At 41.9% G+C, this 17,328-nt stretch carries 14 protein-coding genes; 5 read left to right on the plus strand and 9 right to left on the minus strand.

The annotated features are described in order from the left end of the window. Positions 1 to 61: 61 nt before the first annotated feature. Together JSQ81_RS04330 and JSQ81_RS04335 are read right to left on the minus strand one after the other, a co-directional pair. Positions 62 to 2,017, minus strand: a complete 1,956-nt coding sequence (locus JSQ81_RS04330; RefSeq protein WP_212606502.1) for an aconitate hydratase — start codon at positions 2,015 to 2,017, stop codon at positions 62 to 64. Between the two features lie 267 nt (positions 2,018 to 2,284). Continuing rightward, a complete protein-coding gene (locus JSQ81_RS04335) occupies positions 2,285 to 2,710 on the minus strand; it encodes a VOC family protein (RefSeq protein WP_212606503.1) in 426 nt (141 codons plus the stop codon). A gap of 115 nt (positions 2,711 to 2,825) precedes the next feature. Between JSQ81_RS04335 and JSQ81_RS04340 the strand changes: the two genes are divergently transcribed. From JSQ81_RS04340 to JSQ81_RS04350, 3 genes are all read left to right on the plus strand, one after another. Beyond that, positions 2,826 to 3,404 (plus strand): uracil-DNA glycosylase, encoded by a 579-nt coding sequence (locus JSQ81_RS04340; protein ID WP_212606504.1) that lies wholly within the window; start codon positions 2,826 to 2,828, stop codon positions 3,402 to 3,404. A 59-nt stretch (positions 3,405 to 3,463) separates the two neighbouring features. Then, positions 3,464 to 4,702, plus strand: coding sequence for a CYP152 family fatty-acid peroxygenase CypC (locus JSQ81_RS04345; RefSeq protein WP_212606505.1), 1,239 nt, complete (start codon positions 3,464 to 3,466; stop codon positions 4,700 to 4,702). A gap of 353 nt (positions 4,703 to 5,055) precedes the next feature. Next, positions 5,056 to 7,560: an NEW3 domain-containing protein gene (locus tag JSQ81_RS04350; RefSeq protein ID WP_212606506.1), complete on the plus strand. Its 2,505-nt coding sequence runs from the start codon at positions 5,056 to 5,058 to the stop codon at positions 7,558 to 7,560. A gap of 148 nt (positions 7,561 to 7,708) precedes the next feature. On the opposite strand, the gene JSQ81_RS04355 is transcribed toward JSQ81_RS04350, so the two are convergent. From JSQ81_RS04355 to JSQ81_RS04385, 7 genes are all read right to left on the minus strand, one after another. Continuing rightward, positions 7,709 to 8,518 (minus strand): carbohydrate ABC transporter permease, encoded by an 810-nt coding sequence (locus JSQ81_RS04355; protein ID WP_212606507.1) that lies wholly within the window; start codon positions 8,516 to 8,518, stop codon positions 7,709 to 7,711. Between the two features lie 18 nt (positions 8,519 to 8,536). Beyond that, on the minus strand, positions 8,537 to 9,490 hold the full coding sequence (locus JSQ81_RS04360; protein WP_249336630.1) for a carbohydrate ABC transporter permease: 954 nt from the start codon (positions 9,488 to 9,490) through the stop codon (positions 8,537 to 8,539). A 60-nt stretch (positions 9,491 to 9,550) separates the two neighbouring features. After that, on the minus strand, positions 9,551 to 10,861 hold the full coding sequence (locus tag JSQ81_RS04365; protein WP_212606508.1) for a sugar ABC transporter substrate-binding protein: 1,311 nt from the start codon (positions 10,859 to 10,861) through the stop codon (positions 9,551 to 9,553). Positions 10,862 to 10,922: 61 nt separating this feature from the next. Continuing rightward, positions 10,923 to 12,080: an ROK family transcriptional regulator gene (locus JSQ81_RS04370; RefSeq protein ID WP_212606509.1), complete on the minus strand. Its 1,158-nt coding sequence runs from the start codon at positions 12,078 to 12,080 to the stop codon at positions 10,923 to 10,925. 69 nt (positions 12,081 to 12,149) lie between these two features. Continuing rightward, positions 12,150 to 13,433, minus strand: coding sequence for a family 4 glycosyl hydrolase (locus tag JSQ81_RS04375; RefSeq protein ID WP_212606510.1), 1,284 nt, complete (start codon positions 13,431 to 13,433; stop codon positions 12,150 to 12,152). 735 nt (positions 13,434 to 14,168) lie between these two features. Then, a complete protein-coding gene (locus JSQ81_RS04380) occupies positions 14,169 to 14,612 on the minus strand; it encodes a hypothetical protein (protein ID WP_212606511.1) in 444 nt (147 codons plus the stop codon). A 6-nt stretch (positions 14,613 to 14,618) separates the two neighbouring features. Next, positions 14,619 to 14,966 (minus strand): ASCH domain-containing protein, encoded by a 348-nt coding sequence (locus JSQ81_RS04385; protein ID WP_212606512.1) that lies wholly within the window; start codon positions 14,964 to 14,966, stop codon positions 14,619 to 14,621. Positions 14,967 to 15,104: 138 nt separating this feature from the next. On the opposite strand from JSQ81_RS04385, the gene JSQ81_RS04390 reads away from it, so the two are divergent. Together JSQ81_RS04390 and JSQ81_RS04395 are read left to right on the plus strand one after the other, a co-directional pair. Continuing rightward, on the plus strand, positions 15,105 to 15,731 hold the full coding sequence (locus JSQ81_RS04390) for a flavodoxin family protein (protein WP_212606513.1): 627 nt from the start codon (positions 15,105 to 15,107) through the stop codon (positions 15,729 to 15,731). A 379-nt stretch (positions 15,732 to 16,110) separates the two neighbouring features. Next, a complete protein-coding gene (locus JSQ81_RS04395) occupies positions 16,111 to 17,322 on the plus strand; it encodes a CynX/NimT family MFS transporter (protein ID WP_212606514.1) in 1,212 nt (403 codons plus the stop codon). Positions 17,323 to 17,328: the final 6 nt, after the last annotated feature.

A 17,328-nucleotide genomic window follows, 5' to 3' on the forward strand; every position in this document is an offset into this window, starting at 1 on the left:
CCTCCATCACTTTGTTGCCAATAGGATGTACAAACCTTGATCGAATAATGCAAAACGAAGTTTAACTTGTCGGTTGCTTTTGATCTTTCACCCAATTGATCATGCCGCCGACTAGAATTATTTCAACTTGCCGCTCCGTCAGTGCGTGTCTCACTTTAATGAAGTCATCCGAACCTTGAACTTTAATGTCAAATTTATTTCCTTCTTTTATTTTACTTCGTACATTCGAAAATTCGAGAATATCTCCTTCGTCCATTTTTTGATAATCTTCCGCGTTCACGAAAGTAATGGGAAGAATTCCGAAGTTGACAAGGTTTTGCCAGTGTATTCGAGCGAAATCTTTTACGAGTGCGACTCGGAGGCCAAGAAACCTTGGGGCTAGCGCGGCATGTTCCCGGCTCGATCCTTGCCCGTAGTTAACGCCCGCGACAATCGCATGACCGCCGTGTGCCACGCTATCTAATCCTCTTTTATAGTAGGTTTTGTCAATAATCTCGAATGCAAACTTACTGATCTCTGGTAAATTACTTCGAAACGGCAAGACGCGCGATCCACCTGCGAGAATTTCATCCGTTGAAATATTATCTCCCATCTTCAATAAAATCGGTATTTGCAAGTTATCAGGCATCGCATCCATTTCAGGTATCGATGCGATGTTGGGACCTTTATGAATGACAATTTTTCTGGCTTCCTCTTTGGGTAAAGGCGCCTCTAGCAAGTTCATATCAATTGTCGGATTTTTAGTAGCTGATATTTTCGGGGCTTTTGGTCCGAGTGTTCGAGGATCCGTAATCTCGCCTGTCAATGCCGATGCCGCCGCAGTTTCAGTTCCGCAAAGATACACGCTGTCCTCCAATGTTCCAGAACGGCCCGGAAAGTTTCGCGGAGTCGTCCGCAAACTATTTCTTCCCGTAGCCGGCGCTTGCCCCATTCCGATGCATCCATTACATCCTGCCTGGTGGAGACGTCCCCCTGCTTGAATGAAGCTAGCGATATGCCCTTCATTCAATAAATCCGTCAGCATTTGTCGCGAAGTCGGGTTAATATCTAAAGAAACGCCGGCTGCTACTTGTTTTCCCTTCACAATTTCGGCTGCAATAGCAAAATCATGGTAACCGGGATTCGCAGATGATCCAATATAGGATTGGTAAATCGGTGTCCCTGCCAGTTCCGAAGCAGGAACGACATTCCCCGGGCTTGATGGCTTCGCGACTAACGGCACGATTTCCGACAGATTAATTTCTTCGTCGATATCATAAGTGGCACCTTTATCCGCTTGTAATTCGACCCAATCGTTTTCCCGGTTTTGTTCTTTCAAGAAGCGCTTGATTTCACTATCGGATGGAAATACGGTTGTCGTCGCGCCTAATTCAGCGCCCATATTTGCGATTACATGACGGTCCATCGCACTTAATGTGTCAACTCCAGGCCCGTAATATTCAATGACTTTACCGACGCCGCCTTTCACGTCATGTCGGCGAAGAAGTTCCAAGATGACATCTTTCGCGCTCACCCATTCCGCCAATTCGCCTGTTAACTTGATGCCCCAAACTTTCGGCATTCGTAAATAAAACGGTTCTCCCGCAATTGCCAATGCAACATCGAGGCCGCCTGCGCCCATTGCGAGCATCCCTATACATCCATTTGCGCATGTGTGACTATCAGAGCCGAGCAATGTTTTTCCCGGTTTCGCCAAACGCTGCATATGAACGGGATGACTTACGCCGTTGCCTGGTTTACTATAATATAAGCCGAATCTTCGAGAAGCGCTTTGTAGAAATAAATGATCATCAGCATTTTTGCTATCTGTTTGAACAAGGTTATGGTCGACATATTGTGCCGATGCTTCGGTTTTGGCAATATCCAACCCCATCGCCTCAAGTTCCAACATCACCATTGTTCCTGTTGCGTCTTGAGTTAACGTTTGATCGATTTTCAATGCAATTTCCGCACCCGGCACCATTTCGCCAGTGATGAGATGATCTTTTATTAACTTTTGGGTAATATTTAACTTCAACTATATTCCTCCTGAATAAATACACGTAGTACGATTATCATATTCATAATCCGCATTAATTAGTCTTTCCAGGAAAATTAAGCCCACAGGACAAAAGGCGCTTTTGCCTTTTGTTTCATGACCGACGTGACTCGAGGGGCTGGACTTGAAACTTTTATGTAAGAAGATATCCACAATCAATACAATTCCAGTTTCCTAAACACCAAAAAGGGCAAAGAATCTTTTTCATTAGAAGAAAAAGTTCTTTGCCCTTATGTAGTACAGTTTTTACATTTCGCTACGGTCTTCATGGCTAGCTTGCCATTCGATTCCAAACTTGTCCGTTAGGCTGCCGTAGCTCTTACTCCAAAATGTTTCCTGAAGTTCCATGCGGACAGTACCGCCCTCCGATAGTTTACTAAATACAGATTTGATTTCATCCATGTCTTCGCTGACTAACGCAAGACTAATATTATTCCCCGCGACAAACGGATTTCCTGGAAAAACATCAGAAAACATCACATTGCTTCCGCTAATATTAAGTCGCGTGTGCATCACCAAGTCTTTCGCTTCTTCCGGAAGTTGATAATCCGGATGTTGAGGTGCTTCTCCAAAAGTCATAATTTCTGGTTTTTCTGTTCCAAATACTTCCGCATAAAATTCAACAGCTTCACGACAATTCCCATTAAAATTCAAATAAACATCTACAGACATGCCATCACTCCTCCTGAAATAATGAATTTCATGCCTAATTATACCAGTTGTCTGAAAAGATTCATAACTTTATCGTGCTTGGAAACACTAAAACTCTAAAAGGAGATGAAAGCCTGTGTCCGATTTTTGTCCTGCAGCTTGGCCGGAAGAAACTACTCCGGAAAACTTAATGGATTGTTGTGAATGCGGACTTGATAAACACGGAACACGAATGGTTTGGGGTGAAGGCAATCCAAAAGCACCGATTATGATCATTCTTGATAATCCCGGAGCACGTGAAGACCGTGAAGGAAATTCTTTTGTATGTGGAACGAGACAAACTTTACAAGAAGCGATAAACAAAGTCGGTCTGAAAGAATCGGATGTATATGCCACCTATATTGTTAAAAGAAAACCAACGCGCGCCTATGATAAAGGGCAAACACGAAAAATCTGCATGCAGCATTTGCATGAACAGCTCGAGGAGAAGAAACCGAAACTTATTATTTGCTTGGGAAACGTCGCTGTTCAATCATTCTTTGAAAACGATGAAGTTGATGTGAAAGGTCTTCGCGGCGCATGGCATCATGTTTTGGGTTATGAAACGACAGTAGCCTATCATCCCCTAGCTATCCGCCGTCGTCCGAATTTAAAACAGTTATTCCTTCAAGACTGGAAACTTGTCGCAGAACGATATCGACAATTACCTAGTTAAAAGTTTCAGGAACCGGGAATGACTATTGTATATGACTCTCAAAAGGAGCTGGACTAGACATGGAAATGCCTAAGGTTAAGGGAGTTGACAATACGTTCAATCTCCTGACGACAGGATATCCTTACATATTCGAAAAATGCAAAGCCCTGGGTACCGAAGTATTTGAAACAAGGTTGATGGGAAAGAAAATGATTTGCATGACTGGAAAAGATGCAGTCACATTATTTTACGACTCGGATTTATTCCAAAGAGAAGGTGCGGTTCCAAAACGTATTCAAAAAACACTTTTCGGCCAAAACGGCGTACAAACTATGGACGGCGAAAAGCATAAACTCCGGAAATTGATGTTTCTTTCGCTCATGACTGAATCTGCATTGAAACGACTCGGCGAGATCACCACCGAACAATGGAGATTGAGAGCCGGTCAATGGAAGAATCAAGAAGAAATTGTTCTATTCGATGAAACAGAAGAAATTCTATGTCGCGTGGCTTGTTTATGGGCTGGCGTTCCATTGAAAGAAAGCGAAGTAGCAAGTCGCGCCTATGATTTCGGGGCGATGATTGACGCAATTGGCGGCGTCGGACCGCGTTATCAAGAAGGAAAAAATGCAAGACAACGGACTGAGTGTTGGATAAGGACCATTATTGAAAATTACCGTAATGGGTCATTGGCTGCGAATGAAAATACTGCAATCCACACGATAGCAACACATCGCGATGAATCAGGCAATCATCTGAATAAGCAAATAGCCGCTGTTGAACTTATTAATATTCTTCGACCGATTGTAGCTGTGGCGAGATTCGTCGCATTCGGAGCCCTTGCGCTTCATGATTATCCTATTAATAACGGCAAGCTGAAAGATGGCGACGGAAAATACTTGGAAATGTTTGTCCAAGAAGTTCGCCGTTTTTATCCTTTCGCCCCTTTTCTAGGCGCAATGGTCCGTCAAGACTTTCAATGGAAAGGTTTCCATTTCAAAAAAGGAACTTCGGTTTTAATCGACCTGCACGGGGTGAATCACGACCCGGAACTTTGGAACATGCCATATGAATTTCAACCGGATCGATTTAATGACCGAAAAAAAGATTTATATGATTTTGTTCCTCAAGGCGGCGGAGATCCAAATGCCGGCCACCGCTGTCCAGGAGAGGAAGCGACTGTCGTTATTATGAAATCATCGCTGTCCTTTCTTGTGAATGAATTGCAATATGATGTACCGGATTTTCAAGACTTATCCGTAAATCATGTGCGACTGCCAACTTTACCAAAAAACAGATTTGTGATTCGCAAGCTTTAGTATGTGAGGTAGGAGCAGACTCTAGGAGTTTATTGCCACACGATAAATAGAATTGTTTTAAGGAATCTATTTCAATGATGAAGAGTATCTACCCCATCATTGAAATAAATCTTAAAAGGAGTAAAACATCCCGTTGCGAAAGGACTACCGCCTTCTGAATCACTAAACTCAAGACATTTACCACCCAAATAAATAGAACCTTTATAATATTTACAATATACAAACGAATTGATAGGGTTAATCATAAGCGAATGATGACATCTTTGTTAGTTAACTTTACTAACCAAAAAGAAATTATCATCATCTATTGTACGATTTCATTTGCTAATAAAAGAATGAAAGGGGTTACAATAATGAGAAAACTATTTAAAGTAATGGCGTCTCTCTTGTTGCTGCTTTCGATGACTCCCCTCCTCGGGAAGGCTGATAATCAGCCAACTCCGGATGTGGATTTATGGAACGCAGTAAAGCCGCTTAGTACAACCGTCACATTTCTAAATACTGGCGCGCATCCGGATGATGAGCGAAGTGACCTGCTCGCCTATTTATCCAGAGGGCTTGGCGTCAAGTCAGCGAGCGTCATTGCCAATCGCGGTGAAGGCGGCCAGAACGAAATTGGCACAGAACTTGGCGACGGTCTTGGAATCATCAGATCCAATGAAATGATAGAGGCAGCCAAAATCACCGGAGTGAAGGCCTATCATTTAAGTGAAACAACTTCGGACCCTATCTATGATTTCGGTTTTTCCAAATCACCTGAAGAGACCCTAGAAAAATGGGGAGAGGAATTAACCTATGAACGACTTATAAGATTCATCAGAACGTACCAACCAGACATTGTTATGCCGTCCTTCCGTGATGTCGACAACCAGCATGGACATCATCGAGCGATGACAATTTTAAGTGAACAAACATTTGAAGATGCAGCGGATCCATCCGTTTTCCCTGAACAACTGGATGAAGGTTTGTCCGTGTGGCAAATCAAAAAGCTTTATCTGCCAGCTGAATCGGAAGACACCGCCACAACATCCATTGAAATCGGTGACTATGATCCAATCTATCAAATGACATATCCGCAGCTTGGTGAAGCTTCAAGGTACTTGCATAAGAGTCAAGGAATGGGTAGAGACCTTCCCGCGGAACCTAGACAAGCCCATCTAGAACTCATTGATGATGCGGTTGATACCGAGAGCAATGGTCTCTTTGCAGGTATTCCGTATAACTTGAAAGATTGGGCCCAACTTGTACCACAAAATAATTTACGCGTTCATTTGCAAAAACTGCAAAATGAGCTGGATGATATTATTGACCTTTATCCTAAACGCGGCTTGATTTTACCCAAATCGCAAAAGGCTTTAATAGATATTCAGAAGCTCATCACAGAAATTAACAAGGCTAAAATGGATGCATCTTTGAAAAATGATTTGCTCCATAAATTAGAGTTAAAAGAAGAACAATTACAGGAAGTCAGCTTTGTTTCCTCAAGTTTGAAAGTTGAAACGATGATTGATTCAGACGTATTGACACAAGGAGAAAGTACAACTGTCAGTATGACAATCACCAACGAAGGTGACGAGATGATCAAGCATATCAAACCATCTCTATTGGCACCGAAAAATTGGCAGATTAATACGAACGAAGAAATAAACCATTTAAAACCGAACGAATCAAAAACAGTCACTTTTAATGTGACAATACCAAACGACGAAGAATATTTCCACCCATATGATGAGTCAATTATTCAATCTAAAATCATGTTTAAAGAAAACGGTGCTGAAGCCGAAACCGTTTTAGAACTTGATAACACAGTGGCTGTCCTTCCAGAAATCAGCATTTCATCCAATCCAGTGAACTTGATGATCAATACGGCTGATGTACAAGTAGAGGTTCCTGTAACCGTAAGCGTCAAGAATTACTTCAATGGAGAAAATAACGCATCCGTTTCTTTGGATCTTCCTGAGGGATGGACAAGCGAACCTGAACAAGTTGATGTCAGTTTCACAGAACGTTTTGAAGAAAAAGAAGTAGATTTTAGTATTCACCCTGCCAGTGAGGTAGCGGAAGGTAATTTTTCAATTGACGTCCTTGCAACATCTAATGGAAATACATTCGATAACACCGTACAGGAAATTAAGTATGACCACATCAACGATGCTTATTTCCTTTATTCATCCGCCATCAATGGAGTCGCGTTCGAACTATTGAAACCGGATAATCTAAAAGTAGGTTATATCGAAAGTGGATTTGATACAATTGCTGATGACTTGAAAAATGCAGGATTTGACATAACAAAACTATCGGAAGAAGATCTTGCTTCAGCAGATCTATCTGTATACGATTCGATTGTCACGGGAATCAGAGCGAATCTTTCCCGCGCGGATCTGGTCCAAAACAATGATCGATTGCATGAATACGTTGAGAACGGCGGACATTTGGTTGTTCAATACCATAAACCGGGAGACAACTGGGATACACAGACGACTGCTCCCTACCCATTAGAAATTGGAATCCCGTCGATCCGTTGGCGCGTAACTGACGAAAATGCCGAAGTCACTATGACGCAGCCAGAACATAAGTTATTCAACTACCCGAATAACATTACAAACAGCGATTGGGATAATTGGGTACAAGAACGCGGACTCTACTTCCCGATGAATTGGGATGACCGTTATGAAACATTTGTAAGCATGGCTGACCCAGGCGAAGATCCATTCACGAGTGGAATATTAATGGCTGAGTACGGCGAAGGAACTTACTTGTATACAAACCTGGTCTTCTATCGCCAAATCGATAATCAAGTCCCTGGCGGCTACCGAATTTTCACGAATTTGATTAGCTATGGGATGGAAGATAACTAAATATCTTGCGCCGGCCCCGTTCTTTTAATCTCGTTGCGTTACGGTTTGCTCTCGATGCGGGGCTGGTTATTCTCGTTGCGCCAGCGTTTATTCTCGATAAAATAGCCTCTAAGGTGTAAAAACCTTAGAGACTATTTTTATGCAAAAATTATTTCATTCCAGTCAAAGTAATCCCAGAAATGATATGTCGCTGTAAAAGGATGAATACCAAGATTAATGGAATAACCGCTATAGTTGAGCCTGTCATGATCAAATGCCACTGCGACTCTGCTTCTCCCGACGAGAAGAAAGATAAACCGACAGGCAGCGTTCGGAGTGCTTCAGACTCGATAACGATCAACGGCCATAGGAACGCATTCCAGTTACCCAGGAATGTAAAGATACTTAAAGCAGCCAGTGCTGGCCAAACTTGCGGAATGGCGATCTTGAAAAATATCATGAATTCATTCATGCCGTCAATTCGTGCCGCGTTCAATAAATCATCGGGTATCTGCTCCATGAATTGCCTCATTAAAAACACACCGAATCCTGTCATCAGTCCTGGAAACAAGATTCCCCAGTACGAATCCGTCCATCCGAAATCGGAACTCATCATATACCATGGAATAATAAGCATTTCCGTCGGAACCATCAGTGTACTTAATATGAGGATGAACAGTACACCGCGGCCTACAAAGGCGAACTTGGCTATGATATAGCCGACGAGTGTATCAAAAAATGCGACACTTATCGTCGTGACTGTTGCGATAATCAAGCTATTTATAAACCACTTGGCAAATAAACTTTCTTCCATCACTTTAATATAGTTACTGAAGGTTATATTTTCCGGTATAATATCCAGACTAAAGATATCAATTGGCGATTTTAAAGAGGTAGAAACCATCCAAACAAAGGGAAATAACATAATAATGGAACCGAGTATCAATGCTAAATACGTTAAAATCTTTCCGACTTTCATTCTCGTGCACCCTCCTCTTTAGTAATCGAACTTCCTAGTCAGAACCTTCATTTGGAATAAGGTCAATGCCAAAATGAATAGAAACAGCAGAACAGTCGCTGCCGAAGCAAGTCCCATATCAAACTTCCGGAATGCCAACTGATAGATATACACTACTACTGTCATAGTGGAGTTCAACGGGCCTCCGGTACCATCCGCACTCATATTGATGACTTGGGTAAAGGATACTTGAATGAAGTTAATGCTTCCGATTACGGCTGAGAATACAATCGTCGGGTTCAACAATGGAACCGTCACATGCCAAAACTTTTGCCATGGGCTTGCACCGTCTATCTCTGCAGCTTCATAAAGCATCTTAGGGATATTTTCCAATCCGGCTAAAAACAGAACCATTTGGAAACCTAAAGCCTGCCAAATCATCGCACCGATTATGACGTATATTGCCTGATCCGGCGAGTTTAAAAATGGCTGCGGCGATAGACCGATTTTTATCAATAAATCATTGATAATTCCGTTTTTCATCAATATCCACTGAAACACCCAGCTGATGGCAACAATGCTAGTTACATAGGGTATAAAATAAACCACCCTGAAAAAACCGACGAATCGATTTATTTTATGTAGCAGAAGTGCAACAATAATTCCGAAAAACAATTGTCCGGAAACACCTATCACAATATAAATCAATGTGTTCACTGCAGACTTGATAAATACTTTGTCTTGTATAAGTGCCTGGTAATTTTCTAGCCCAATAAATGGCTTTACGCCAGTCGCTAGCAAATTCCAATCCCTAAAACCCACGTTAAATGTGAATAACGTAGGAAGTATGCGAATGCCTAGAAAAAATAGTATCGGAAGCAACAGGCAAGTATAGACAAAAAGATATTTTTGATACTTAACATTTCCTTTGAACTTCTGTATCAGCGATGTCTTATGTGTTTTCTTGCTCGATGCAGAATGATTCTCTCCCACTTCGCACCTCCTGATAGTTGATAGAACCAAAGGCTATGAATAGCCTTTGGTTCCTATTTATTACTTATCGCTCCAATAACTTTCATGTAGTATCTTTGTTTCTTCTACTAGTTCTTTATAAGCTTCTTCTACGTCCATGCCCTTCAGCAATACTTTGTCTGCTGCGTCGATGACAAGCTGGCGTTCTTCAGTTTCATCTACAAAGAAATGAGCATTTGCAAATGGCAATGAATTGATAAATGCGCCGTACACTTCATCGTTGACATATTTATCCTGCATTGCAACCTCTTTTTTTGCTGGTAATTCACCAGTTGCATCAATCCATTTTTCCATCGTTTCCTTGCTTGTCAGGAATTTCAGGAATTTAGTTGCTGCCTCCAGTTTCTCTCCTTCAACTTTCGCAGTGATTCCATTCGTCCAGAATGATGCGTTTGTCGATTGCTCTTTATCTCCAGGAAGCGGAGCTACTGCGTAATTCAGGTCTGGTGCATCACTTTTAATCGTACCGATACGGAATGAACCGTCAACATTCATTGCTACTTTTTCTGTCAGGAAAGCTGTTACATCATCCGTATAGAATCCAACTTCAGATGTGCCTAAATCAGTTGGAAAGCTTAACCAGTATTTAAAAGCTTCCAGACCGGCCGCATCATCACCCCAAATAACTGATTTTTTGTCTTCGCTCAATACTTCTCCGCCAGCCTGGCGTGTTAAACCGTCACGCAACCACTGATGTCCTTGCTGTGAAGGTTCCCAAGCCATACCAGATTGCTCAAGTCGTCCACTGCCATCAGCCTTCGTTAATTTCTCAGCATATTCCTGTAACTCATCCCAATCTTTTGGCGGAGAGTTTGGATCTAGACCAGCCTCTTCAAAAAGATCCTTGTTGTAAAATAATGCTAGCGTTCTTACTGCAGTTGGAATCGTCCAATATTCACCATCAAGCTTGGTCGCTTCAACCAATGGGAAAAACTCACTTTCAATTTCTTCATGCGGGAATGCTTCTTGTGGCAATGGCTGTAAATATCCAGAATCAACATACTTCGGAACCCATCCGTAAAATAGGTTGATGACGTCTGGTCCTTTCCCCGCTGGTACTTGCGCAGCTACCTTTTCATTATATTGATCATAAGGAAAGTTAGTCTGCTTTACTTTAATTCCAGGATTATCCGCTTCGAATTCCTTAATCAGTTCATCCATTAATTTAACCTTTGCGTCAAAAGCGTACTGCCAATACTCCAATACGATTTCCTCACCGGATCCATCATCACTAGTTGAATCTTTGTCAGATGATTCTTTGTCATTTGAACAGGCAACCATCAACACGGATAACAATCCAAAAGCCACTAAACCGAGCCACCATTTCTTCACCATGAAATCCCCCTCTTATTAAATTATTTTAAAGGACTAAAAAGTCACCTTAATAACGAAATCAAACCTGTAAAATTGACTCATGTTCTTTTAATACCAGATATGCCGCCCCTAAAACCGATACATTATCGAGCTTCGTAATTGTGACCGACGTTTCAATCGGTAAATGCTTATCGATTGTCGACATGATTTCGGGCAGAAAATGATGCATGGACTTCGATAAGCCACCCCCTATGATTACGCATTCCGGGTTGACGATCGAAATCACATTAATCAATGCAAAAGCGAGATGGGATAAAGCATCATCAACGATGTTCAGCGCATTTTTATCGCCGGCAATCGCCGATTCGAAAATCCTTTTGGCTGGCCAATCATCGGATTCTTCATCGCCCGTCCTCAGGTGCTTCAACATTCTTTTGGTAATAGATGGTCCGCCGATATGGCTGTCCAGAAAGCCGTATCCTGAAAAGATGCTGTCATAGGCTTCTTCGGCTGCATGCTTGTCTGTCACCATATAACCGATTTCTCCGGCGGCAAAAGATGAACCGCGATACAACTGTCCATTTATGATCATTCCGCAACCTACCCCTGTACCAAGGGTAATCTGCAGAATATTTCTCTTATCCTTCCCCGCGCCTTTCCATTGCTCACCAAGTGCCGCAACGTTCACATCGTTGTCGACGTAAACAGGAAATGGCAAAAGGTTATCCAACTTCTCGACTAAATGATAATGCTTCCATCCCAAACTCGGTGCATCGAAAACAATTCCTTTTTCGACATCCGTAATGCCTGGAACTCCAATTCCCGCTCCGATGATCTGGCTATTTTCCAAACTGCTTTTTGTGATAAGCGAGTTGATATTATCTGCGATTATCTGAACGAGGTCTTTTGACAAATGCTCCTGAGTAGATAAAACCACTTTCTCTTTGAAGTCACCTTTCAAATTCATGACAGCCATCTCTACCGAAGTTCCGCCGATATCTACACCGACAATATATTTGGCATTATGATTGAAGTAAATCTGGAAAGCTCTTCTCCCGCCAGATGGACTTGAACTTGAACTTTCTTTTTCACGGAACCATCCTTCATTGATTAATTCATCAACAAGTTTGGAAATAGTCGGTTTGCTGATTGATAATGCTTTTGAAATTTCAGTTCTTGAACGCCCTGGATTCTTTTGGATATAATGTAGAATCTTTTTCTTATTGATAAATTTCATATACTGCGGATTTGCTTGAATGTGACTGATGGTGATTACGCTCCTCTCCCTTCTACTGATGTATGGATATCAGGAAAATTGCGGCAGGTAAGCTTTGTTGATTTCCATCAGTTCATCATATATTTTCAATGCAGCTTTTGCGCTCGGAATATTTGGATCTGTTAGCAATGCTTGAATGACAAGCCCGCGATCGCCTTTAACACCGGCATCTACAACAAGATGCTGTACATCTACCTGTGTTCTGCACATCGCGGCGATGCCTCGAGGAAGTTCGCCAAGAGCAAGCCCATTCACGCCGTTCCCACTAATTATTGCCGGAACTTCTACAATTGCATCCGCGGGCAGATTTGAAATGTAGCCATCATTAGGTATATTTACCGAATCCAGTAACTCATTTGTGTTATGCATGATTCCATTGATGATATTGAAAGCTTTCTCGCCAGAAGGAGCAATCAGCTCATCATCGATAGGAATTTTTCCACTGATGATGCCGTCTAGGACGCTTACAATACTTTGACGTCGCTTTTCGTATTTCTCAAAATCATATCCTTCGGCTGGTATCAACTCATGTGCATACGGGAAAAACTCGCCTAAATGTCCGTCACCCGATGTCGGGAATAATCCATAATGTCGGAAAATGAAGCGTGATAGCTTCTCGTACTCCGGATCGTATGCGTCTTCTTTCTCTCGAAACAACGGGTATAAGTCATCCCCAGTTCTTTTATCCCTAAGATCAACTATCCATGTGAAATGGTTGATGCCCCAAGCTTTTACATCAATATGTTCACGGTCGATCGCTAGGATTGTAGATACGATTTCAATCCCTGCATTTATTTGATGACAGAGTCCTACTGCTTTGACATTCGTGTATTTCTTTATAGCCATGCACAATCTGCTTTCCGGATTCGTAAAGTTGATCAATAAAGCATCCGGGCAAATTCTCTCAATATCTTTACAAATGTCCAAGATGATTGGTAGATTCCTCATCGTGTGAAAAACCGCTCCAGGCCCGACATTCTCTCCCAAAACATGTTTGATGCCGTATTTTTGCGGTACAGCGAAATCCTGTTTCCACATCTTCACACGATCAATGGCAATTGATACGATTACGAAATCCGCGCCCTGCAATGCCTCTTCCCTGTCGGTGGTAGATGAAATTTGGTAGCCTGCACCCAAACTAGCATTAATGCGATTGGCAGCAAGCGCAGTTTTTTCCACAGCATCTTTGTCGATATCCATTAAAACAAGGGCGCTTCCCCATAATTCAGTCGTCGAGAAAGCATCTTTTATCATGCTCAATCCAAAGATTGCGCTACCCGCCCCAATAATGACAATTTTCGGTTTATTACGCATAAAATAAGCCCTCCATAACCTCAATAATATTCGGTTAGTAAACTTAACTTACCAATTAAATTATATACTACTATGAAGATTCTGACATGTCAACGGTTACAATACCATGGAATAACTAGATTGCTAGATTAATAAAATCTAGGATTTCTCGACTCCGTGCAACCATAACACTCTACATTCCGCCTCCCTATTTGTCTTATAATATTAATATAGATTTGCTTATATGAATCCAACATTTTCGCAACACGTGAAAAAAATAAAAGCTTGTCATGATTGGAAATTCCCAATCATGACAAGCTTTGTTCTTCTATGTTCTTCTAGTTACCGCACAACTTTTTTATTCTTTCTATTTCTCACTATTTTAACGACAATCGGATAAATGATCGGTCCATATTTTATAATTCTTCGGATAAGCCTACCCATTTAATTCTCCTCCATTTTTTACGGCATCTACTTTGTACCATTTGTTAATTCGTATTTATTATTCCTTTTTCATTGGTTTTCAAACAATATTTGAGACAAACAACCGTGGCCATTGTGTCAGTTAGTTTTTATCCAATAAAAAATGTTGGTCAGATACGGGAAGAACATGGGCAATGAGATCAAACTGCCGCGCAACGGGAATAAATAATGGAAATGTATTTTATCGTATAGTTTCCGCTGTATTATACTTTTATAGTTGTCTAAGCAATAAAAAAAGCGCAACTCATTGAGATGCGCTTTTTCATATGTAAATTACCAAAGCACCGGTTTTTGCACCATAAGCCAAAGCATAATCAGCATAAGTCCGATGTAAATCCATGATGTTTGATTTAACCGATGAAGGATTTTGTTTTTATTCTCCCCCGGCCTGTGAAAACGTCGCAGGACGAATGTGAATCCTCTAGAAAGAAATAAACCCGACAGAAGCATCACCGCAACTGTCATGACTACCCAAGACGTGTACCATGGCCATGGTCCGAAAATCAATAACAAGACACCGGACACTACAAGCGCATGTCCGGCATGCATGACAATACGGATTACTACGTTGACGATGGATAAATACGCGGTCTCTACATCCATGTCAACACCGCGCAATCGCTTAATTGTTGGCATTAAAATAAATAATGGACCAATGGAAAGTACTGCACTAACAACATGTATGAATATAATTAGAGCATAAAAGTCTAGTTTCATACGTAATCATTTCTTTACGGGGCTAAATTCATGAACCCAGACGCTCATCTTTGGTATCCAAGGCATTTTCGGATGTAACGCTAAAATGGATTCCTTATAATCTTCCATGCTCGTATATCCTTCTGTTTTTGCATCTTCATCCGTCATTTCGCCAAGAGTTTGCGCATACACCGCATCGACTTTAAATTCTTTATACTTCAATACCATGATTTCACCAGGGTGGGCATAAACACCATTACGTCTCGTCGCTGTTTTCTCGCCGTTTAATACTTTCTCGACATCCGCTTCAATCGTCACAAGGCGCTCGATTGAGCATGATTTTTCTGGTAGGTTGTCATTTGTTTGATTTGTCATGATTGGACCCCTTTTCATTACTTATTCTATTTACTAGTATAACTATCTTTCCAATATATCGCGAGAAATAGCATGTTTGACTTTGGTTCCTTCCGTCTATAACAAAGTAATGACGCAGATTATTATAGGAGGCATCTCATGAGTAATCTTAAAGCATTATTTTTGATTGCATCACTAAAAAGTTCAGAAGATAAATCGCATACAGAAGCACTTTCTGAAAAAGTTCAAATGATCTATAAGAATGAAAATGTCGAGTCTGAGATTATTAGATTGGCCGATTACAATATTGCTTACGGCATCGCTCCAGATATGGGCGAAGGCGATGAATGGCCGTCTATTTTTGAAAAAGTAAAAGCAGCCGATATTCTGATTATCGGAACGCCCCTTTGGCTCGGTGAAAAAAGCAGCATTGCCACGCTGGCCATTGAACGTTTATATGGAAGCAGTTCACAAACCAATGACAAAGGACAAGCCATTTATTATAACAAAGTGGGCGGCGTAATCGTGACGGGAAATGAAGACGGCGCGAAACACGCATCCGCATCCATCTTATACGGCTTATCCCATATCGGCTTTGTCGTCCCTCCAAACGTGGATACTTATTGGGTTGGAGAAGCAGGCCCCGGTCCCTCTTATATAGATGCAGGGCAAAATAACGACTTTACTAAAAAGCATGTTGAAATGCTTGCTTATAACACGATTCATATGGCCCGAATGTTGAAGGAAAACCCAATTCCCGCTGAAGGTAATTTATTGGAAGAATAAGGTGTGATTGTTGTGCACTTGGACTCCATTGCTTTTCACTTGGTCACATCCCTATATAGTGAAATATATAGTTGATTGTAGTGTAGGGCGGCGACTCCAGCGGGATGTAGCGGGACAGGTGAGACCCCGCAGTGGAGCGCAATTAGCGACCGAGGAGGCTCACCGCCCGCCCCGTGGAACGCGTCCGCCCGGAACGGAAATCAACGTTTACAATGGAATCTAACAATTGTCCCCACTTTTTGGTGGCCACCACCTCAATTGGAATGTTAACATTCAGACACTACCATTTACATTCCTCCATATAACTGATAAAGTTTTCTATTGAAGCAACTTTCTACATAGCTGAAATAGCAGGCTTTATACATAAGGAGGAAGTCACATGAGCGTTCCTGTTAAGAACGAAAAAGAGCAGCGGCGTTCAACAGCCAGTATAATAATTCTTGTCGTTGGAATTATTTTTCTTGCCACTAATCTGCGTGCACCCATCACAGCGGTCGGACCTGTTGTCGCTTCGATTCGTGACAGTCTAGGGATCTCGAATGCGGCAATCGGAACATTAACGACAATACCCTTACTAGCATTTGCGATATTATCACCTTTCGCGCCCCGTTTAGCCAGAAGATTCGGGATGGAAATGGTTTTGTTTTTCGTGCTGGTTGTGCTTTCAATTGGACTAATTCTAAGACCATTTGGCGGGTTTTCAACACTTTATCTAGGTACAATTCTTATGGGTGCTGGAATCGCCATCGCCAATGTGCTTATGCCGGCGTTCATCAAGATGAAATTCCCGAATAATATCGGAATGATGACGGGAGTTTATTCAATCTCTATGAATTTAACTGGCGCGCTCGCGGCTGGTTTGAGCATCCCGATTGCCATGTCTAGTAGTTTCGGATGGAAAGGATCTATTGGCATTTGGGCAATATTAGCCGTCGTAGCCCTTGTTATCTGGATCCCGCAAATTCGAAATCGGCAAAACGGCGCGTTGCCCGGACAAAATGGCGTCAAAGGAAAGTCACTTTGGCGTTCTAAACTCGCGTGGAAAATCACCATATTCATGGGATTGCAGTCTTTATTATTTTATAGTCTGGTCGCTTGGTTACCCGTTATCTTACAAAGTAGAGGAATGGAATCGAGCCAAGCCGGTTGGATGTTATCTGCTATTCAATTCGCGCAATTACCTTTTACATTCATCGCACCGATTATTGCGGGGCGCATGAAAAACCAAATTCCGCTTGTCTGGCTCACATTCGTTTTGATGACAGTTGGACTCTCGGGGATTCTGTTTGGAGGAACTTTACTTGTCTTACCATCAGTAATCATAATCGGCGTAGCGGCAGCATTTGCTTTTGGTCTAGCAATGATGTTTTTCTCGCTCCGTACGCGCAACTCTTTCGAAGCAGCTGACTTATCGGCAATGGCGCAATCTTTCGGTTATCTACTTGCAGCGTCCGGTCCGCCAGTTTTCGGTCTTCTATTTGACCTAACAAACGGTTGGACATTCCCGCTATTATTATTAATCGCAGCGACCTTCGTTATTTTATTAGTCGGTCTTGGTGCGGCAAAAGATGATTTTGTTTCGGAAGAATAAACAAAA

This window comes from Sporosarcina sp. Marseille-Q4063, assembly GCF_018309085.1.
In the GTDB taxonomy this organism is placed as follows: domain Bacteria; phylum Bacillota; class Bacilli; order Bacillales_A; family Planococcaceae; genus Sporosarcina.